Annotated in this window: 18 protein-coding genes; 9 read left to right on the plus strand and 9 right to left on the minus strand. The window is 68.8% G+C overall.

Annotated features, from left to right (window positions below; all coding sequences use genetic code 11):
- Positions 1–74: 74 nt before the first annotated feature.
- The 5 genes from AC5RTY_RS15480 to AC5RTY_RS15500 all read right to left on the minus strand — a co-directional run bounded on the left by AC5RTY_RS15480 (position 75) and on the right by AC5RTY_RS15500 (position 5269).
- Entirely contained in the window at positions 75–1001 is a 927-nt protein-coding gene (locus AC5RTY_RS15480; RefSeq protein ID WP_494049172.1) for an alpha/beta hydrolase, read from the minus strand.
- Positions 998–2119 carry an FAD-dependent oxidoreductase gene (locus AC5RTY_RS15485; protein ID WP_494049171.1) on the minus strand — a complete coding sequence of 374 codons (1122 nt, stop codon included), beginning with the start codon at positions 2117–2119 and terminating at the stop codon, positions 998–1000. Before AC5RTY_RS15485 ends, AC5RTY_RS15480 begins: the two co-directional genes overlap by 4 nt.
- Positions 2120–2244: 125 nt before the next feature.
- Positions 2245–3198, minus strand: a complete 954-nt coding sequence (locus AC5RTY_RS15490) for a phosphotriesterase family protein (protein WP_494001891.1) — start codon at positions 3196–3198, stop codon at positions 2245–2247.
- 48 nt (positions 3199–3246) lie between these two features.
- A complete protein-coding gene (locus AC5RTY_RS15495) occupies positions 3247–4236 on the minus strand; it encodes a phosphotriesterase family protein (protein ID WP_494001892.1) in 990 nt (329 codons plus the stop codon).
- A 289-nt stretch (positions 4237–4525) separates the two neighbouring features.
- Positions 4526–5269: a GntR family transcriptional regulator gene (locus tag AC5RTY_RS15500; RefSeq protein ID WP_494013406.1), complete on the minus strand. Its 744-nt coding sequence runs from the start codon at positions 5267–5269 to the stop codon at positions 4526–4528.
- Positions 5270–5416: 147 nt separating this feature from the next.
- Between AC5RTY_RS15500 and AC5RTY_RS15505 the strand changes: the two genes are divergently transcribed.
- Positions 5417–5659, plus strand: a complete 243-nt coding sequence (locus AC5RTY_RS15505; RefSeq protein WP_494001894.1) for a DUF2630 family protein — start codon at positions 5417–5419, stop codon at positions 5657–5659.
- Between the two features lie 79 nt (positions 5660–5738).
- On the opposite strand, the gene ku is transcribed toward AC5RTY_RS15505, so the two are convergent.
- A complete protein-coding gene (gene ku / locus AC5RTY_RS15510; RefSeq protein ID WP_494001895.1) occupies positions 5739–6593 on the minus strand; it encodes a non-homologous end joining protein Ku in 855 nt (284 codons plus the stop codon).
- An 82-nt stretch (positions 6594–6675) separates the two neighbouring features.
- Between ku and AC5RTY_RS15515 the strand changes: the two genes are divergently transcribed.
- From AC5RTY_RS15515 to AC5RTY_RS15535, 5 genes are all read left to right on the plus strand, one after another.
- Entirely contained in the window at positions 6676–9219 is a 2544-nt protein-coding gene (locus AC5RTY_RS15515) for an ATP-dependent DNA ligase (protein WP_494139890.1), read from the plus strand.
- A 134-nt stretch (positions 9220–9353) separates the two neighbouring features.
- Positions 9354–10433 carry a LacI family DNA-binding transcriptional regulator gene (locus AC5RTY_RS15520; RefSeq protein WP_494001897.1) on the plus strand — a complete coding sequence of 360 codons (1080 nt, stop codon included), beginning with the start codon at positions 9354–9356 and terminating at the stop codon, positions 10431–10433.
- A 23-nt stretch (positions 10434–10456) separates the two neighbouring features.
- Positions 10457–11242: an alpha/beta hydrolase gene (locus AC5RTY_RS15525; RefSeq protein ID WP_494013404.1), complete on the plus strand. Its 786-nt coding sequence runs from the start codon at positions 10457–10459 to the stop codon at positions 11240–11242.
- Positions 11243–11283: 41 nt separating this feature from the next.
- Positions 11284–12198 carry a carbohydrate kinase family protein gene (locus AC5RTY_RS15530; protein ID WP_494013403.1) on the plus strand — a complete coding sequence of 305 codons (915 nt, stop codon included), beginning with the start codon at positions 11284–11286 and terminating at the stop codon, positions 12196–12198.
- Positions 12199–12235: 37 nt separating this feature from the next.
- Complete coding sequence (locus tag AC5RTY_RS15535; RefSeq protein WP_494139891.1) at positions 12236–13060, plus strand: HAD family hydrolase; 825 nt, start codon at positions 12236–12238, stop codon at positions 13058–13060.
- A gap of 20 nt (positions 13061–13080) precedes the next feature.
- Here the strand turns inward: AC5RTY_RS15535 and AC5RTY_RS15540 are convergent, their stop codons facing one another.
- Positions 13081–13761, minus strand: coding sequence for a hypothetical protein (locus AC5RTY_RS15540; protein ID WP_494013401.1), 681 nt, complete (start codon positions 13759–13761; stop codon positions 13081–13083).
- Positions 13762–13809: 48 nt separating this feature from the next.
- Between AC5RTY_RS15540 and AC5RTY_RS15545 the strand changes: the two genes are divergently transcribed.
- The 3 genes from AC5RTY_RS15545 to AC5RTY_RS15555 are packed head-to-tail and all read left to right on the plus strand — an operon-like array spanning position 13810 to position 16266.
- Positions 13810–14613 (plus strand): glycerophosphodiester phosphodiesterase family protein, encoded by an 804-nt coding sequence (locus tag AC5RTY_RS15545; protein WP_494013400.1) that lies wholly within the window; start codon positions 13810–13812, stop codon positions 14611–14613.
- On the plus strand, positions 14610–15731 hold the full coding sequence (locus tag AC5RTY_RS15550) for a glycerate kinase (RefSeq protein ID WP_494013399.1): 1122 nt from the start codon (positions 14610–14612) through the stop codon (positions 15729–15731). The genes AC5RTY_RS15545 and AC5RTY_RS15550 overlap by 4 nt, the downstream gene beginning before the upstream one ends.
- 28 nt (positions 15732–15759) lie before the next feature.
- Positions 15760–16266: a hypothetical protein gene (locus tag AC5RTY_RS15555; RefSeq protein ID WP_494013398.1), complete on the plus strand. Its 507-nt coding sequence runs from the start codon at positions 15760–15762 to the stop codon at positions 16264–16266.
- A 24-nt stretch (positions 16267–16290) separates the two neighbouring features.
- On the opposite strand, the gene AC5RTY_RS15560 is transcribed toward AC5RTY_RS15555, so the two are convergent.
- On the minus strand, positions 16291–17946 hold the full coding sequence (locus tag AC5RTY_RS15560) for a SulP family inorganic anion transporter (protein WP_494024899.1): 1656 nt from the start codon (positions 17944–17946) through the stop codon (positions 16291–16293).
- Positions 17943–18347, minus strand: a complete 405-nt coding sequence (locus AC5RTY_RS15565) for an ArsR/SmtB family transcription factor (RefSeq protein WP_494024898.1) — start codon at positions 18345–18347, stop codon at positions 17943–17945. Before AC5RTY_RS15565 ends, AC5RTY_RS15560 begins: the two co-directional genes overlap by 4 nt.
- Positions 18348–18445 lie beyond the last annotated feature (98 nt).

Consider the following 18445-nt stretch of genomic DNA (forward strand, 5'->3'; position numbering starts at 1 on the left):
CCCCCCCCCCCCCCCCACCCCGGCGCCGGCGCCCCGCCGGGGGGGCCCCCCCCCGCCGCTGCGTTCGGGCGGTGTCAGCCCCGGTTAAGGAACTCGCCCGTTTCCTGGTAGGCCCGGTACATGTCCGGGATCCAGAAGAAGTTCTGGACGAAGCCGTGGTTGGCGCCCGCGTAGCGGCTGACGGTGGTGTCGACGCCGGCCTCCTTTAGGCGCCGGCCGTAGAGTTCGCCCTCGTCGCGCAGGGGATCGTACTCGGCGGTGATGATCAGGGCCTTCGGCAGGCCGGTGAGGTCCTCGCGCTTGATCGGGGAGACCAGCGGGTCGGCCGGGTCCGCGCCGCTCTCGAGGTAGAAGGAGTTCCATGGCTTCAGTGCAGGAGTCTCCAGGCCGTAGCCGGTGGCGTTCTCCCACAGCGAGGCGTAGCGGTCCTCGTCGAAGTCCAGGTCCAGCGACGGGTAGTACAGGACCTGGTGCGTGATCCGGTCGAAGCCCTCGTCGTGGGCCATCGCCGTCACCGCCGCCACGAAATTGGCGCCCGAGCTGTCGCCGGCCAAAGCCAGGTTCTTGCCATCCCAGGCCAGGCTCCCGCCCTGCTCGGCGGCCCAGCGGACCACGCCGTAGCACTCCTGCAGGCTGGTCGGGAAGGCGGCCTCGGGTGCCAGCTGGAAGCCGACGGAGATGACCTTGTAGCCGCTCTCCTTGGCCAGCGCCCGCGCGACATGGTCGTGCGTTTCCAGGCTGCCGGAGAAGAATGCGCCGCCGTGGAAGTACACCAGCAGCCCGTAGGACTCCGCCTCCGCCGGGGTATAGATCCGCACCGGGACCTCGCCCGCTTCAGTGGCCGCAACGGTGTCCTCGACGGCGCGCAGCGGCAGCCGTTCCTCCGGCGGCGCGACGAACTGCAGGTCGCCCGCGCGCTTTGCCTCGGGGTCTGGGCGCGTGCCGTGGTCGAACGGCGGCAGCGTGGCGAGGAGTTTGCCGATCTCGGGGTGGATTGTCACTCGACACCAGCCCCCTTCTCGAAGGACGTGGTCTCCGGGAAGGAGTCACCGATGTCGAACGGCTTGCGGGAGATGTCCTGCAGCACGTCGGTGATGGGCTTGCGCTTGGCCTGGTAGGTGCGCAGGGCGTCCTGCAGGTCGGAGCCGTCCTTGATGGCGTCGGCCAGCCAGGCCGCATCCTGCATGGCGGAGTTCGCGCCCTGGCCCTGGTGGTGCAGCATGGCGTGCGCGGCGTCGCCCACCAGGGCAACGCTGTCCGTGTGCCAGGTCGGCTGCTTGTCGATGTCGTAGACACCGCGGTTCGTCATCGAGGCGATGTCCAGTTCCTGGCCGATCTTCTGCAGGCGCTCGTCGAAGCCCTCCAGCAGCGACCCGATGTACTCGTGCGTGACCTCCGGCGCCCACGCGGTGTCGTCGCTCGGGGCGGTGATGTCGAAGGACACCTGGTTGCGGTGGCGCAGCGGCAGGAAGTACACGGTGGTGCCGTTCTGGCCCACGTAAACGCGGAAGTTGTCATTCTCCACCAGGCCGTAGGCGTCGTCGGCGGAGATGACGGCGCGCATGGCAATAGTGTGGGAGAACACCGGCTGGACCTCACCGAAGATCTGGTTGCGGACGCTGGAGCGGATGCCGTCGGCGCCCACTACCAGGTCGGCTGTGACCTCCACGCCGTTCTCGAACTTCACCGTGGCGGAGTTGCCCTTGTCGGCGATGCTGATCATCTTGTGCCCGATGTGAACCCGCTCGGCCGGCAGCAGGCGCAGGAGGGTCTCGATGACGTCCCCGCGGTGGACCATGCGGCAGTGGTTGGTCTGGGCGTACTCGTTGATGCCCGGCCACGGGTCGCGGGCGATGAGCTCGCCGTTGGCCTGGTAGACCTCGATGGCCTCGGAGGGGGCGGAGACCTTCTCGAATTCTTCGAACACGCCCCACTTGCGCAGCACCTCCACGGTCGGCGGGCGCAGGCCGATGCCGGCCCCTACTTCGCCAAGCTCGGGGGCCTGCTCGTAGACGTGCACGTCGGCGCCGAGCTGCAGCAGTGCCAGGGCAGCGGAAGCGCCGGCGTAGCCGCCGCCCACGACGGCCACCTTCAGGTTCTGGATGTCGGAAGTCTGCATTGTTCTGTTGTTCCTTCACTGGGCGCCGGTGCAGGCGTCCTCGGGGTGAGTGTTGGGTTGGAGTCGCCGCCGTCCTCGTAGGCGGCAGCGGAGCCGGCGCGTGACGCCGGATGGAGTGATGCGGGTCAGGCCTTGATGGAGAGGAAATCGGCCGGGTTGTCCTCGAGGAGGAGCTTGATGGTGGCGTCGTCGATGCCGGCGGCGCGCATGTCCGGGAGCATGTCGTCGAAGATGTAGTTGATGGTGTGGCCCTTCACGCCCGGCCAGCCCAGCGGGCTGCAGTTGGCGTCTGCCGAGACGAGCAGCTTGTCCGCGTAGCCCTTGTTCACCAGCTTGACGAAGTGCTCCATGCGTTCGGCGCGTTTGCGGCCCCAGAACGGCGGGTCGGGCAGTTCGAGGTCGTACCCGAAGGTGTCGAAGCCGATGCGGCCGCCCTGCTCGTAAATCCAGTCGTGCGGCGTGATCGGTGCGTTCAGGCCGTCGTCGGCGTGGCCGAAGAGGACGCGATCCAACGGGAGGCCCTCCTCGTTGAAGATGTTCACGGCGGGCTCGGGGTCGATCGCCAGATGCGTGAGGATCGGGACCCCGGTGAGGACGGCGGCGCGGGCGGCGGCGCGGTAGATCCGCTTGTCGAGTTCGGTCATCTTGCCGCCGCGGCTCACGCCGACCTTGATGACGCCGGCCTTGGCGCCCGTGTCGCCGATCCCCACCGTGATTTCGTGGATGAAAACCTTCGCCAGGTAGTCCACCGACGCCCGTGCAAAGTGCGGCAGGGCGGTGTCGCCGCCCACGAAGCCGGTGCAGGCCACGATGTGGACGCCGGTCTTGGCCGAGAGGGACTTGTAATAGTCGACGTCGCGGCCGTTGCAGATGCCGGTGGCGTCCACGAAGGTGCCGCCGCCGTTTTCACGGAACCTGCGCAGCTTCGGCACGGTTTCTTCGTAGGCCTGCTCCGGCGACTTCCACCATCGCGTGTCGAGCTCGGAGCCGGGCATGCCGTAGCCGATGTGTTCGTGGACTGCCACGATTTCCAGTTCTTCAGCCGGGATTGTTCCCAGCACGGTGTTGACCTTGGTCATTCCTTCACCTCAGGGTTTCGAAAGCTTGTTGATGGCGGGCCGCGGTGCTCAGCGCACAGCCAGCAGGTTGCGCGGATTGTCCACCAGGATGCGGCGGGCGTCGTCGTCGCCCAGGCCCAGTGATTTCAGGAAGGGGACAAAGGTGGTCAACACGTGGCTGAACGGCAGGTCGTAGTCCGGCTGCCCCTTGGCCACGCCGATCGCGTTGGACGAGAGGATGACCTGGTCCGTGTGGCCGGCCCCGACCAGCTCGAGCACCAGTGAGGCCCGCTCGCGGTCGCTGAGGTAGCCGCCGTCGTCGTCCAGTCCCACGTGGTCCAGGCCCACGAAGGCACCGCGGCGGGCCACCTCAAGCGCCGCACCGGCGGCCGCGGCGTCCTGGCGGTCCAGGCCGCCGACGAGCACCCGCCCGGCGGGCAGTCCCTCGTCCAGGACGACGTCGAGGTCGTGCAGGGCGTCGGCGCCGTAGCGGATGGAGACCGGGATGCCGGTGGCCAGGGCGGTCCGGGCCGCCCCGCGGAACAAGCTCTCGTCGGTGGGGGTCATGCCCTCGCGGGTTGCGGTGCTGGTGACCAGCCCGGCGGCTCCGCGGCGCTCGACCCGCGGGACCACCATGCCCTCGCTGACTTCCTTCGAGAAGAGGTCGGCGAACTTTTCGGCCGGCCACGGGGTCGGCGGGTTGGTCTGCGGGGTGAGGAAGTAGCCGCCGAGCATTTCCTCCGGCCCCATGCCGGTGGAAGCGATGATGTGCACGCCGGTCGAGCGCGAGAGCGCCTCGTACAGCTTCACGTCGCGGCCGTGGAACATGCCGGTGCTGTCCACGATCGTCTGGCCGCCGGCCGCGCGGAAGTCGGTCAGCTTTCCGGCCAGGACCTCGAAGATCTCCGCCCGGTCCATGCTGATGTCCGGGGCGTACTGGGCTCCCGGGACCACCGAGAGCAGGGCCTCGTGGACCGCGACCACACCCAGTTCGTGGGCGGGAACGGGGCCAAGAACGGTATTGGCCGTCGGGTGGGGGGTTGTTGTTGTATCCGTCATTGGCACAACCTTTCGTCTGACGCCACGCCATGCAGACGTCACGCGGGGAAGGATCATGCACCGCGACCTCTGGATTCATTCCTCGCCGAAACCGGTGCAGGCGGCAGTAAACGAAGGAGGAGCCCATCGGGAGGCCCGGCGTCCGCTAACGGCCGCGGGCTCCCGCTGATGTGACCTTGATTACCTGTCAACTAGGTTTACATGATGTAGTGCCAAAGTCAAGGCAATTGACCGGAAAACATCTCGGTTCGTTTTGGCTGACGGGGTGGATTTCCCGCGCGGTCGCGGCCTACTGCCCGGTGCTGAACCGGTACTTGAATTTGTCTGCCTGGTGCACTGCGGAGCGCCATCCGGCGGGCAGGTCGCCCGTGGTGAAGAAGACCGTCTCGATGACGAGCAACGGGCTCCCCACGGCGACCCCGAAGGTCGCGGCCTGTTCGGCGGTGGCCGCGGTTGCCCAGGCTTCGTGCTCGGCGCGGACGTGTGCGATGCCGAACTCTTTCTTGAGGAGTTCGAAGGCGGAGCCAACGCGTTCCAGTTCCGCGGCGGTGGGGCTGAAGTCCCCGGGCGCCCGAATGTAGACGTCGGCTTCGACGAGGGGCTCATCCTCGACCGAGATCAGGCGGGTGAAATGCAGGAGCCGCTCGTGCGCTTCGAGTCCCAGGAGGTCCCGAATCCGGCCGGGCGGTTCCACCCGTTCGATGCCGGCGACCTTCCCCGTCGGATGCAGTCCGCTCTCGGCGAGGTATTGGTACAGGGCCCCCGAGCGCACGTCGGCCGGCCGCTGGACCCTGGTGCCGATGACCGGGAACGTCCCCTTGCCTTGTTTCCGGTAGATGTACCCCTCGCTGGCAAGCTCCTGGAGTGCCTGCCGGATGGGCGCCCGGCTGACCTCGAACCGGCTGAGCAACTGCGCCTCGGTCATTGGCTTCCGTGGATCAGCGATCCCCTCGGCTATTTCCCTGCGCAGAATTTCCCTGATCTGGCGATACAGGGGTACCCCGGACGAGGTGTCGAGCTCGCCATATGCCATGAGTCTTCTGTTCCTCCACGTCGCCCGCCACCGGGATTGCCCTGCAGGAAGTCAACCACAGAACTCAGTCCATTGAGGAGGCGGCGGCCCTAGCCTGCCGATGGCGTGCGACGTAGCCTGAGGTGACTACCGCCGGAGGGGCGTGCCATGGACCAGGACATCCAAAAGTACATCAGCGCGTTGGTCGAGAAGGAACAACAACTGCGCGACTCCGCACCGGAGGAGCCGGACAAGGCCGCCGCCCGCGCCGCCGAGCTGCGCCGCCTGGAAGAGCAGCTGGACCAGTGCTGGGACTTGCTGCGCCAGCGCCGTGCCAAGCGCAAGGCCGGCGAGGACCCGGGCGAAGCTGAGACCCGGCCGGCCGGGGAAGTGGAAAACTACCGGCAGTAGCGGAGCGGCAGGCGGTCCCGGCGGGCTGGGCCCCGCCCCGCCGTCGTCCCCCGCCCCGTCGTCGTCCGTTTACCGCGCGTCAGGCGCCCTTTGACGCCTCGGACTTGGAGCCTGACTTCTTCTTCTTCGAGGAGCCGGCGGAAGACTTGGCCTCCCGGTTCTGCTCGACGCTGCGGCGCAGCGCCTCCATCAGGTCCAGGACCTTGCCGCCTTCTTCCTCTTCGTCCGTGCCGAAGGTCTTTGCCGTATCCAGCGCCTCGCCCTGCTCCAGCTTCGCCTCGATCAGAGTCCGCAGCTGTTCCTGGTACTCGTCGGTGTAGTCCCCGGGCGTGAAGTCGGAGGAGAACGACTCCACCAGCGCGGCGGACATCTCCTTCTCTTTCGCCGAGATCCGCACGGTTTCCTCGAGCGACGGGAAGCTGGCCTCCCGTACCTCGTCCTCCCACAGCAGGGTCTGCAGCATCAGGACCTTGCCGCGGACCCGCAGCGCCGCCAGCCGGGTCTTCTGCCGCAGCGCGAACTGCACGATGGCCGTGCGGTCCGTCTCTTCCAGGGTCCGCCGGAGCAGGACGTAGGCCTTGGACGACTTCGAATCCGGCTCCAGATAGTAGCTGCGGTCGAACATGATCGGATCGATCTGGTCGCTCGGGACAAACTCGACGACTTCGATCTCGCGGCTTTTTTCGACCGGCAGGGACTTGAAATCCTCGTCCGTGATCACCACGGTGTGCTCACCGTCGTCGTACGCCTTGTCGATGTTCTGGTAGTCAACGGTCTTGCCGCAAACCTCGCACCGGCGCTGGTAGCGGATGCGCCCGCCGTCCTTGTCATGGACCTGGTGCAGGCTCACGTCGTGGTCTTCGGTGGCGCTGTAGAGCTTGACCGGCACGTTGACCAGACCGAACGCCACCGCGCCTTTCCAGATGGCTCTCATGCCACTAGTGAACACCCGCGGGCGGTACAAAGCCAGAGGCGAGGGCCTAGCCAACCGGCCGCGCGGCGGACAGACTGGCGGTATGGCCAGCCAGAATTCCAGCCGGATATCCAGCCAGAAGGAGACCGTAGACGTCGACGGGCGCCGGCTCAGGCTGACTAATTTGGACAAGGTGCTGTACCCGGAAACCGGGACCACCAAGGCGGAGGTGATCGCCTACTATTCGGAGATCGCCGAGTTCCTGGTTCCGCATGCCGCCGACCGGCCGGTGACGCGCAAACGCTGGGTTCACGGCGTCGGCACGGCGGAGGAACCGGGCGAGGTGTTCTTCCAAAAAAACCTGGACAAGTCCGCGCCCGACTGGGTCTTGCGGCACACCATCGAGCACAAGAGCAACATCAACGTCTACCCGTTGGCCAATGACCGGGCCACCCTGACGTGGCTGGCGCAGATTGCGGCCCTGGAAATCCATGTTCCGCAGTGGAAGTTCGGACCGCGCGGCAAGATCAACAATCCCGACCGGATGGTGCTGGACCTGGACCCGGGGGAAGGGGCCGGGCTGGCCGAGTGCGTCGAAGTCGCCTTCCTGATCAAGGACATCCTCGAGGGGATGGGGCTCGACCCGAGGCCGGTGACCTCCGGTTCCAAGGGCATTCACCTTTACGCCGGGCTGGACGGCAAACAGACCTCGGAGGACGTCAGCCAGGTGGCCCACGAACTCGCCCGCCTGCTGGAGGCCGACCATCCGGACCTCGTGGTCAGCGACATGAAGAAGTCCCTGCGCACGGGCAAGGTGCTGGTCGACTGGAGCCAGAACAACTGGGCCAAGACCACGATCGCCCCGTACTCCCTGCGCGGTCGGCCGCACCCCACCGTGGCGGTGCCACGAACCTGGGCCGAGCTGGAAGACCCGGACCTGGCTCACCTCGACTTCAGGCAGGTGCTCGAGCGCGTCAAGGAGATCGGCGACCCGCTGGCCGGCATGGCGGGCGGCACCGCCGACGAGCAGTCCCTGCCGGAGCCGGGGCCGGACCGGCTCAGCACGTACCGTTCGATGCGCGACCCGGACCGCACGCCCGAGCCGGTGCCTGCGGTGATCGAGCGGCGCGAGTCGGACGATGAACCGGTTTTCGTCATCCAGGAGCACCACGCACGCCGGCTGCACTACGACGTCCGCCTGGAGCATGACGGGGTGATGGTGTCCTGGGCCGTGCCCAAGGGACCGCCGGTCACGACCGGTAAGAACCACCTGGCCGTCCACACCGAGGACCACCCCATGGAATACGCCACCTTCGAGGGCACCATCCCCAAGGGCGAATACGGCGCCGGGGTGATGACCATCTGGGACAGCGGCACCTACGAAGTGGAGAAGTGGCGCGAGGGCAAGGAAGTCATCATCGTGCTGCACGGACGACCCGACGGCGGCCTGGCGAACGACGGCGGGCCCCCCGGTCCGCGTCGCTACGCCCTGATCCGCACCGGCGGCGAGGACGGCAAGGACAATTGGCTGATGCACCTGATGAAGGACCAGCCGCGTCCTGCTGCCGGGACGGCGGACGGCGGCGGGTCCGGGCGCGCCGGGCGGGCGGTCGTCACCGCCGCGCCTGCGGATGATACCGGCTCCGCACTGCACGACGCCGGGCCGCCGCAAGCGGTGAAACCGATGCTGGCCGTGCAGGGCACCGAGGCCTCCATCGACGAGGAGGAGGGCTGGGCCTACGAAATGAAGTGGGACGGAATCCGGGCCGTCGCCGTCGTTGCCGACGGGTCCGTGCGCTTGGTCAGCCGCAACGGCATCGACATGAGCAAGACCTACCCCGAACTGGCCGACCTGCCAGACCACGTCCTGGCCCAAACCGCGGTGCTGGACGGCGAGATCGTCGCGCTCGATGCCAAAGGACGGCCGGATTTCGGCCGCCTGCAGAACCGCATGAACCTTACCAAAAAAGCGGATATCGAGTTCGCGGCCGCGAAATACCCGGTGGAGTACTTCCTCTTCGATTTGCTGGAACTGGACGGAACACCAACACTTGGGCTGGAATACTCCCAGCGGCGGGAAATCCTCAAGGAAGCGGTGGAGACGCCGGACGACGGACATATCCAGGTGCCGCCGGAGCTGGATGCCAGCGCGGCCGAAGCGGTCGCAGCCAGCCGCGAGGTCGGCCTGGAAGGCATTATCGCCAAGCGCACGGACAGCAACTACGCGCCGGGCCTACGGACGAGGAGTTGGATCAAGATCAAGAACCTGCTGACGCAGGAAGTGGTCATCGTGGGCTGGCGGCCGGGCAAGGGCTCGCGCGCCCGCAAGGTCGGCTCGCTGCTGGTGGCCGTGCCCGACGGCGTGGAGCTGAGCTACCTCGGCCGCGTCGGGTCCGGCCTGACGGAGCGCGAACTGGCCGAAATCGGTGCACGGCTGAAGAAGATGTCACGCAAGACCCCGCCGCTGGAGGGCGTGCCGGCGGCAGACGCCTCCGACGCGAACTGGGTGCGGCCCGCGCTGGTCGGCGAGGTCCAGTTCAGCGAACGCACCGGGTCCGGAAAGCTCCGCCACCCGGTCTGGCGCGGCTTCCGGCCGGACAAGAAGCCGTCGGATGTCGTCGTCGAAATCCCGCAGATTCAGGCCTGACCCGCGGAGCTGCCGCTCAAAAATTTTGACCCTACCCCTATCATTCTGCCGATGAATCGTTAGTCTTTACCAAGGGGAACTTCTGGGGGGAAGTTTCGGGGGATGATTCTTGGGGAAGAAGGCAGAACTGCATCATGGGGAGTTCATTTAAGCCGACTATTCGCGACGTCGCCGAGCGGGCCGGCGTTTCGCTGGCAACGGTCTCATACGTCTTGTCCGGCCGGCACGGGGGTTCAACGAGGATCAGCGAACCGACCAAAGCCCGGGTAATCGAGGCGGCCAAGTCGCTGGGATATGTGCCCAACCACGCCGCCCGGGGCATGCGCCGCGGGCGGACGGACACCGTGGCCGTCGTGGTGGAAAACCTGGATTCGGCCTGGGACCGGCAATTGGCGGAGGTTGCCAACCGTGTGCTGCCGGAGCACGGGTACCGCGTGGTGGTCCTTCTGGGCCAGGAGGCATGGCGGAACTTCATGCTCTCCGGCGGCGCGGACGGGGCCATCCTGGGTTTCAGCACCGAAACGCCCGAGGAAGACCACACCCTGCGCGACCTCGCCGACCGGGGCGTGGCGCAGGTGGTCGTGTCACAGTTCCTGCAGCCTGACGGCTTCGACGTGCTGAAAGTGGACGCGGAGGTCGGCATCGCCGAGGCGGCTGCGTATCTTGCTGCCAGGCACCGCCGCATCGCCGTGCTGCACCGGGGCGGGCCCGCCCCGGGTCCCCGGGGTTCCCGGCTGGGGTTGTTCCGGCAGGCGATGGCCGACCTCGGCGCAGAATTGGACGAAAACCTGGTGCGTGCAACGCACGGGTCTTGGCGTGAATCCTACGAGGAGACCGGCACGCTGCTGAAGTTGTCCGATCCGCCCACGGCGTTCTTCACCACTGCGGATCTGGAGGCCCTGTGCGTCTCCGGCTCCGCCACCGCGGCGGGACTCCGGATCCCGGAGGAGATGGAGATCATCGGCGTGGACACCTCGGATCTGGGACACCACTCCGAACCGCCGCTGAGCTCGGTGGGACCGGAGCCGCTGGTGGGTACCGTGGTGGACCTGCTGATCGACCGGCTGGAGGGGCGCGCCTCCGCCGGCGGGCGCCTGGTGCCGGCGCCGTGGAAGCTGAACCACCGGGGGACCACCGTGGCGGGGATGTCCGGTGATGGCAGCGCCGAAGGCTCGGGCGAGGTGGAGGACAGCGTCTCCAACGGGGCTCCCTAGCGGCGGGCGGCTACAGTGCAGGGATGGAGTACACCCGGCACAGCTACGGCCCGGATCCCAGCCAGTACGCGGAACTGTATGTGCCCGCCCGGCGGCGGCACACCGCCGTCGTCGTCATCATCCACGGCGGGTACTGGCGCGCTGCCTACGGTGCCGAGCTCGGACGCCCGCTGGCCCGGGACCTCGCCAGCCGCGGCTGGGTCTGCTGGAACATCGAATACCGGCGCGCGGGCAATGGCGGCGGCTGGCCGGAGACGTTCGACGACGTTTCCTCCGGCATCGACCGGCTCGCCGACGTTGCGCACGAGTCTGGATTTGCGCTCGAGCGGGTGGTGGGGCTGGGCCATTCGGCCGGCGGTCAACTGGCGGTGTGGGCGGCCGGACGGGGCCGGCTGCGGTCGGAGGAGTCCGGGGTGCGGGTGCCCGGCGCGGCCCCGCGGGTGGAGCTCGCTGCGGTGCTCAGCCAGTCCGGGGTGCTGGATGTGGCGCGCGCCCACGAGCTGGGCCTGAGCGACGGCGCCGTCGAAAACCTGCTCGGGCGGCCGGAGGACGCTGATCCAGGTGCCGCGCATCCCTACCGGCTCGCCGATCCCATGCGGAACGTTCCGCTGCCGGTCCCCGTCTACGCCTTCCACGCCGAGCAGGACGCCGACGTGCCGAGGGAACTGTCCGAGCGCTACGTCGACGCCGCCCGGGCCGCCGGCGGGACGGCCGAACTGGTGCTCGTTCCCGGGGACCACTATGCGCTGATAGATCCTGCCTCTGTTGCGTTTGCGCGCATCCGCGGGGTGCTGGCCGGCCTGGGCTGATGCCGGTGCCGCAACCGGCGGCGCTCTGCTACGTTGGCACTGTGCTCACGGTCATAGGCGAAGCCCTGGTGGACGTCGTCCGCTCCGACACGATGCCCCCGCGGGTGCACGTCGGCGGCAGCCCAATGAACGTGGCGGTGGGCCTGGCCCGGCTGGGCCACCCGGTCCAGTTCGTCGGCCGGTACGGCAAGGACCGGTTCGGGGACCTGGTCCACGGCCATCTGCGCCGCAACTCCGTGTTGGTGCCGCTGGATCCGGATGCGTCGCCGACCAGCGCTGCCACCGCTACCCTGGATCCCGCCGGTGCCGCCCATTACTCTTTCGACCTGCTCTGGGAACTGCCGGACCTCGAAAAGATCCGGCCCCGGCTGCTCGACGAGACGGTCTGGCTGCACACCGGCTCCGTCGCCGCCATGCTGGAGCCGGGCGCGCACACGGTGTACAGGACCGTCCAGCGGGCCCATCCGCGGGCCCTGGTCAGCTACGACCCGAACTGCCGGCCCACGCTGATTACGGACCGGGACTTCGCCCGGCGGCAGGCCGAAAAGTTCGTGGTCCTGGCCGATGTGGTCAAGGCCTCCGACGAAGACCTTCAGTGGCTGTACCCGGACCGTACCGTCGAGGAGACGGCCCGTGCGTGGTTGAAGCGGGGGCCGGCCGCGGTAGTGGTCACGCGCGGGGCGAAGGGCAGCTGGGGAGTGGTCGGTGCCGGGACGGCAGAGGTCACGGCACCGGCGTCGGCCGTCGTTGACAGCGTAGGCGCCGGCGACGCGTACATGTCCGGGCTGCTCGATGCGCTGCTGAACGCGGGATTCTCCGGTTCGGCCCGGCGCGGCAAGCTGCGCGACATGGGCTCCGCCACGCTCGAAGACGTGATGGCGCACGCTGCCCGTGCCGCGGCCATCACGGTGTCCCGGGCAGGGGCGAATCCGCCGCGCCGCGACGAGCTGGGCTAGCCGCCTGCGCCGCCGGAGGCATCCCTAGACTGGTGCAATGCGCCTTATCGCCAGCGACCTCGACGGAACCATCATCGGCCGGGACGGCAAAATCAGCCCCCGCACCGTCCGGGCGTTTCGCAGCGCGGCGGCCGCGGGTGTGGAAATTGTCTTCGTGACCGGCCGGCCGCCGCGCTGGCTGACTCCGCTGGCCGAACAGATCGGACACCGCGGCCGGGTGATCTGCTCCAACGGCGCCGTGGTCTACGATCTGGTGGCCGAGCGGGTGCTCTCGGCGCAGACGCTGCCCCACGCGAACATTCTCGAGGTGCGCCGGATCATCCTCGGCCTGCACCCGGCGGTGACGTTCGCGGCGGAAACGACCGAGGGATTCCTGCTGGAACCGAACTTTCTGCAGCCCGGCTCGGTGGAGCTTCTGGACGGCACCGTGCCCAAACTGTTGCCGGAAAGCCTGCGCCGCTCCGACTCGGTCGTGAAACTGCTGGCCCGGGGGACGGACATCGACCCCGACGCCTTCCTGGCCGAGGTGGGCCCGGCGGTGGGGCATCTGGCCGCCGTGACGCATTCTGCCCCCGGCAACCCGCTGCTGGAGATGGCACGGCCGGGGCTCAACAAAGCGGTGACCCTGGCCGAGTACGCCGGTTCGTTGGGCATCGGCCCCCAGGACGTGGTGGCCTTCGGCGACATGCCGAACGACATCGAAATGCTGCGGTGGGCCGGGGCCGGCTACGCGATGGCCTCCGGCCACCGCACCGCGCTGGAAGCAACCCCGTTCCGCGCCCCGGCGCTCGCCGAGGACGGCGTCGCCCAGGTGATCGAGGAACGGCTGGCGGACCGGCGGCAGGCCTCGCGCGGGGTCTGACCCCTGCGTGGGTCCCGCGGTCAGGAGCCTCGCGCCGCTCCGGCGGGCGCCGCCTCCCGCCGGGTTTCGGGACGCTCGTCCAGATACCGGCGGGCGAACCAGCTGGGGCCGGTGCTCCGGCTGCGCCGGGGCGGTTCTATGTCCGCAACGATCAGCTCTTCATACAGGCCGGCCTCGGCCACCACACCCGTCCCCGGTGCAGCGATGAAGCTGTGGCCCGGCCCGCTCCAGGCCACCGCCTGTGCAGAAGCTCCCCGGCGGGCCAGTGCACGGAACCAGCCGTCCCGGCCGCCGCTGCCGCCGGGCACCACGAGCAGTTGCGCGCCGTCGTCGGAGACCGACCGGCGGGACGTGCCGGGCGCCGGCAGGGCGACCGAGCCGGCGTCGTCCTCCGCAGCCAGCCCGATGAGCAGCCCCTCCAGCGGCACGACCGCGGCGGCGTCCGTGCAGGCCTGGAGCCCGCCGTACGCATCGAACAGCCACAGTTCGGGGCCGTTGCCGTGGCTGCTGCTGCCGGCCGCCACCGCGACCCTGTGTTCCGCCGCGAGCCCGCCCAGTTCGCGGCGGAAATGCGGAGCGAACCCCGCGGGCAGCACCAGCAGCCGTGCCCCCAGCCCGGCCGCCTCTTCCAGCCACATCCGGCACCGCGGCCGGGACCCGTCGCCGAGCAGCCCGGCAGCCTGCACCACGGCAAGACGCATGGACTCCTCCTCATCGGCGGTCGTGGCGGGGCCGGTAGAGTACCGAAGGTGAGCAGCGCCAGCCCGTACCTCAATCCTACGTTTCCCGGTTCCGGGCAGGGCCGGCCCCTGGCCATGTCGCACCGGGGTTTCTCCTTGGACGGTCGGGAGAACTCGATGGCGGCCTTCCGCGCGGCAGTCGATCTCGGCTACGCCTACCTGGAGACCGATGTCAGGTCCACCCGCGACGGCGTGCTGGTGGCCTTCCACGACCGGACGCTGGAGCGTACTACCGACGGCCGCGGAGAGCTGGCGGAGCACACGGCCGGCCAGCTGGCGCGGGTCCGGATTTCCGGTGAGCCGATCCCGACGTTCGAGGAGTTGCTGACCGCGTGGCCGGACGTGCGACTGAACGTGGACGTGAAGGACATGGCCGCCGCCGACGAATTGGCCCGGCTGATCGAGGCCTACGACGCGCACGACCGCGTGCTCGTGGCTTCCTTTTCCGACCGCCGCCGCTTCCGCGTGCTGCGCGGCCTGAGCCGGCCCGTCGCGGGATCCGCCGGCGTGTATGCGACCCTGGCAATATACTTGCTGGGCTATATAGGTCTGGCGGGCCTGATGGCCCGGCTGGTCCGCGTCCACGCGGTGCAGGTGCCGGTGAAGTACGGTCCGTTTACGGTCGTCACGCCCGGGTTTGTCCGGCGCTGCCGTCGGGCCGGCCTGCAGGTACACGTGTGGACCATCAACGACCGCGCCGAGATGGAACGGCTGCTGGCACTGGGAGTGGATGGCATAGTCTCCGACCGCGCCGATATTCTGGCCGAAGTGATGGCTGAACGCGGCAGTTGGCCGCAGAGGGAGTCCGCATGAAGGTCTTGATCGCACCGGACAAGTTCAAGGGAACATTGTCGGCCGCCGAGGCGGCCGCCGCAATGGCCGAGGGCGTGCTGCGGGTCTACCCGGACGCCCACGTGCAGCTGCTCCCGGTTGCCGACGGCGGAGAGGGCACCTTGGAGGCTGCCCTCTCCGCCGGTGCGGCCGAGCACACCGAACGCGTCGTGGGGCCGCTGGAGCGTGAGGTCACCGCATCCTGGGCCATGCTCGAGCGGCCGGAGGGCAAGACCGCCGTCATCGAAACCGCGCGGGCGTCCGGCTTGCTGCTCACGGAGCCCAGCGTGCAGTCGGCGCTCACGGCCCACTCCTACGGGTCCGGCCAGCTGATTGAGGCGGCGCTGGACGCCGGCGCCACCGAGATTGTGCTCGGGGTGGGCGGCTCGGCCATGACCGATGGCGGGTCCGGGGCCCTCCGCGCGCTCGGCCTGAAGGTCCTTGCCGGCGGCGGCGCCGAAGTCCTGCTCGGCGGCGCGGCCCTGGCCACCGCGGACCACCTTGACACCTCCGGCCTGGACCCGCGCCTGGCGGAGACCGTGATCCGGATAGCGGCAGACGTCTCGAATCCGCTGTACGGGCCAGACGGGGCGGCGCACGCTTTCGGTGAACAGAAGGGCGCCGACGCGGTCTCGCGGCGGTTGCTCGACGAGGCGCTGCAGCGCTGGGCCCAGCTGCTGCTGAAGGCAACAGGCCGCGACGTCAACGTGGCGGGCGCCGGCGCGGCCGGCGGCTTCCCCTCCGGCTTCATGGCGCTGGCCGGGGTCCGGGTGGAGCCGGGGTTCGACGTCGTCGCGGACCTGGTGGGCCTCGAGGCCGCCCTGGCGGATGCAGACTTGGTCCTGACCGGCGAGGGGTCGCTGGATCGGCAATCCGAATTCGGGAAAGCGCCGCTGGGAGTCGCCGGGCGTGCCCAAGCCCGGGGCATCCCCGCCGTCGTCGTCGCCGGGCAGATCGACCTGGCGCCGGACCGCCTGGCCCAACACGGGGTGCACGCGGCCGCCAGCGTGGTCGAGGCGGCAGGCAGCCGGGAACAGGCCATGGCCCAGGCCGCGCGCTATGTCACGTTGGCCACGCAACAGGCGCTCGAAGGGGCTTGAGCCCGGGAACCACGCCTATCATGAGGGCATGAGCAGCACCGTCGTCCCGCCGCCCTCGGCCGTCCGCCAGGGTTTTCTCCGCACCTTGGTCCTTTGGCTGGCGATTCCGATGGCGGTGCTGGTGCCGCTCTGGGTGGTGGCCGGACGCGTGCTGTTTGGCATCGGCGGGCAGATGGTGCTCTGGCTGGGCATCAGCCTGGGGCCGGTGCTGCTGGTCCTGCTGTTGCTGACCGGCGTGAAGCTCCTCGAGACCGCCCGCCGGGGCCGGCTGCTTCCGGTGCGGGCCGTCGTGGTGCCGGCGCTGGCCTGGCTGCTGGCGTTCGCCTTCGGCTTCACCGTCCCGGACTTCGGCGGCGGCGCCGGAGAGGGCGCGTCCATCATGTCGCTGCTTGCCGGTCCGTCCGCCTTGGGAATGTCCACCGCGCTGTGCAACCCGTTCGGAATCATCGCCGTCGGGCTGGCCATCGCGGCCACGGTTTTCGCCTACCGGGCCGCGGGCGATGCGCGTCGCGGCGTCACCGCCGACGGCCCCTGACGCAGGCGGGCCTGATGGTGCGCCTTAGGCCTGTTGTGCGTGCCGGGCTTCGCCGTTGCGCCGGACGTGACTGCGGGCATGCTCGACCGCCGCTTCCAGGTCGCCGAACAGGTGCTTGTCGTGGCGCAATGACTCCAAGACGCCGACCCGGCGGGCCAATTCCACATGGCGTTCCTGGATGCCCTTGATGAGCACGGTGACGCCGCGGCGCTCCAGCGCCGTGACCAGGTCGGCCACGACTTTGGCCCCGGTCGCGTCGAGGATCTGCAGCTGGGACATCCGGATGATCACCACCTGCACATTGCGGATGGAAGAGACTCGATCCAGCACCCGGTCGGCCACGCCGAAGAACAGGGCGCCGTCGAGCCGGAAGACTGCGATCTGCTCGTCGCCGTCTGCGGCCGGTCCGGGGATCTCCTCCCGGTGGACTCCGCTGGAATTCCCCAACGCCCTCAGCGCGAAGAACCCGGCGAAGACGATGCCGATCACCACGGCCTGGATCAGGTCGAAGGATACCGTGACGACGGCGGTGACGATGAAGACCGTGGTGTCCGCCCGGGTGGAGCCGAACACGCTGCGCAAGGTGTTCAGCGAGACCATGCGGACGGCGGTCACCATCAGCACGCCGGACAGTGCCGCCAGCGGGATTTGCGAGACGGGCCCGGTCGCCAGGTACACGACGCCCAGCAGCACCAGGGAATGCACGACGACGGAGGCCCGGGTCCGCCCGCCGGCGCGGATGTTTACTGCCGTCCGGGCGATGGCCCCGGTGGCAGGCATCCCACCGAAGAAGCCGGAGGCAACCGAGGCCAGGCCCTGGCCCACCAGCTCCCGGTCCGCGTCGTAAGGGCCCGTGTCGGAGATGGATGCGGCCACCCGGGCCGAGAGCAGGGATTCGATGGCAGCAAGTGCCGCGACGGTGAGGGCAGGCCCGGCCAATGCGCCCATCAGGGCCAGGTCGAGGGTGGGCAGGGACGGGGCCGGCAAGGAGCTGGGTAGCTCGCCGATCTGTGCAACGTCCAAATTCATCAGCTGGGCCACAAGCGTGGCGACGATGATCCCGATGATGGAGCCGGGCAGCTGTGGATTGATCTTCGGCGCGGCCACCATGATGCCGGCCACGATCCCCGCCAGGATGACGGGCCAGAACAAGCCCGCCATGGATGCGGTGCCCAAGGCCTCGACCGCCGACACGGCCGCGTTGGAGCTGGGCCCCGGTGCGGTCCCGAAGGCGGCCGGCACCTGCTGCAGGAAGATGATGACGGCGATGCCCAACGTGAAGCCCTCGATGACCGGCCACGGTATGAAGCTGACGGCACGGCCCAGTTTCAGCACACCGGCGGCGGCCACCATGACGCCGGCCATGAGCGTCAGCAGCGCGAGCGACGATATCCCGTGGCTGGCGATGACCGGCGCAAGTACCACCACCATGGCGCCGGTGGGTCCCGACACCTGGATGTTGGAACCACCGAAAACGGCAGCGACGATGCCGGCGACGATCGCGGTGATCAATCCCGACGCGGCGCCGGCACCCGAACTGACACCGAATGCCAAGGCCAGCGGCAGGGCGACGATACCCACGGTCACGCCCGCCACCAGGTCGTTCCGCCAGGTGCGCGGCAGCTGCGCGTAATCGGCCTTGCCGGGCAGCAGCGCGGCCGCAGCCCTCACCGACTTCATGGCGCCGGTTCCGGTTTGGTGCCCGCGTCCCGGGCTGATGCCGTCGGGCTGTTGTCGGCCGCACCGAAGCCGGCCAGTTGCTGCGTTGCGGTGTGCAGGAGCTGCTGCAGGAGGCTGCGGGCAACGGTCAGCAGGTCGGCCACCTGAGGGTACGCCAGGCGGTAGAAGACCTGCACGCCCCGGCGTTCGGCCAGGACGAGGTTGTGCCGGCGCAAGACGGACAGGTGCTGGGACAGGTTGGAGGCCTCTTGGCCCGTCTCGTTCATCAGCTCGGTCACGGTTACCTCGGGAGCGTCCGCGAGCAGTTCCAGCACCCGGATCCTGACCGGATGGGACAGTCCCTTGAACAGGTTGGCCTTGACTTCGTACAGCGGGGCGTCGGCAGCGGCAAATGGGCTCACGAGGGCTCCCTAGAGTTCATTACTTTAGGAAGCCATCATATAGCGTGCGTGCAGGCCACGCTAAGGCTCCGCTCATGGCCCACGCGTCGCCTCACCAG

The sequence above is a fragment of the Arthrobacter sp. Y3224055 genome, assembly GCF_059090825.1.

Excerpts from the sequence above, each read along its gene's own strand:
- AC5RTY_RS15500 (WP_494013406.1), bottom strand. The coding sequence starts at position 5,269 with ATGGCATATGGCGAGCTCGACACCTCGTCCGGGGTACCCCTGTATCGC.
- AC5RTY_RS15515 (WP_494139890.1), top strand. The coding sequence starts at position 6,676 with ATGGCCAGCCAGAATTCCAGCCGGATATCCAGCCAGAAGGAGACCGTA.
- AC5RTY_RS15485 (WP_494049171.1), bottom strand. The coding sequence starts at position 2,119 with ATGCAGACTTCCGACATCCAGAACCTGAAGGTGGCCGTCGTGGGCGGC.
- AC5RTY_RS15505 (WP_494001894.1), top strand. The coding sequence starts at position 5,417 with ATGGACCAGGACATCCAAAAGTACATCAGCGCGTTGGTCGAGAAGGAA.
- AC5RTY_RS15535 (WP_494139891.1), top strand. The coding sequence starts at position 12,236 with ATGCGCCTTATCGCCAGCGACCTCGACGGAACCATCATCGGCCGGGAC.
- AC5RTY_RS15540 (WP_494013401.1), bottom strand. The coding sequence starts at position 13,761 with ATGCGTCTTGCCGTGGTGCAGGCTGCCGGGCTGCTCGGCGACGGGTCC.
- AC5RTY_RS15520 (WP_494001897.1), top strand. The coding sequence starts at position 9,354 with ATGGGGAGTTCATTTAAGCCGACTATTCGCGACGTCGCCGAGCGGGCC.
- AC5RTY_RS15555 (WP_494013398.1), top strand. The coding sequence starts at position 15,760 with ATGAGCAGCACCGTCGTCCCGCCGCCCTCGGCCGTCCGCCAGGGTTTT.
- AC5RTY_RS15525 (WP_494013404.1), top strand. The coding sequence starts at position 10,457 with ATGGAGTACACCCGGCACAGCTACGGCCCGGATCCCAGCCAGTACGCG.
- AC5RTY_RS15550 (WP_494013399.1), top strand. The coding sequence starts at position 14,610 with ATGAAGGTCTTGATCGCACCGGACAAGTTCAAGGGAACATTGTCGGCC.
- AC5RTY_RS15490 (WP_494001891.1), bottom strand. The coding sequence starts at position 3,198 with ATGACCAAGGTCAACACCGTGCTGGGAACAATCCCGGCTGAAGAACTG.
- ku (WP_494001895.1), bottom strand. The coding sequence starts at position 6,593 with ATGAGAGCCATCTGGAAAGGCGCGGTGGCGTTCGGTCTGGTCAACGTG.
- AC5RTY_RS15495 (WP_494001892.1), bottom strand. The coding sequence starts at position 4,236 with ATGACGGATACAACAACAACCCCCCACCCGACGGCCAATACCGTTCTT.
- AC5RTY_RS15560 (WP_494024899.1), bottom strand. The coding sequence starts at position 17,946 with ATGAAGTCGGTGAGGGCTGCGGCCGCGCTGCTGCCCGGCAAGGCCGAT.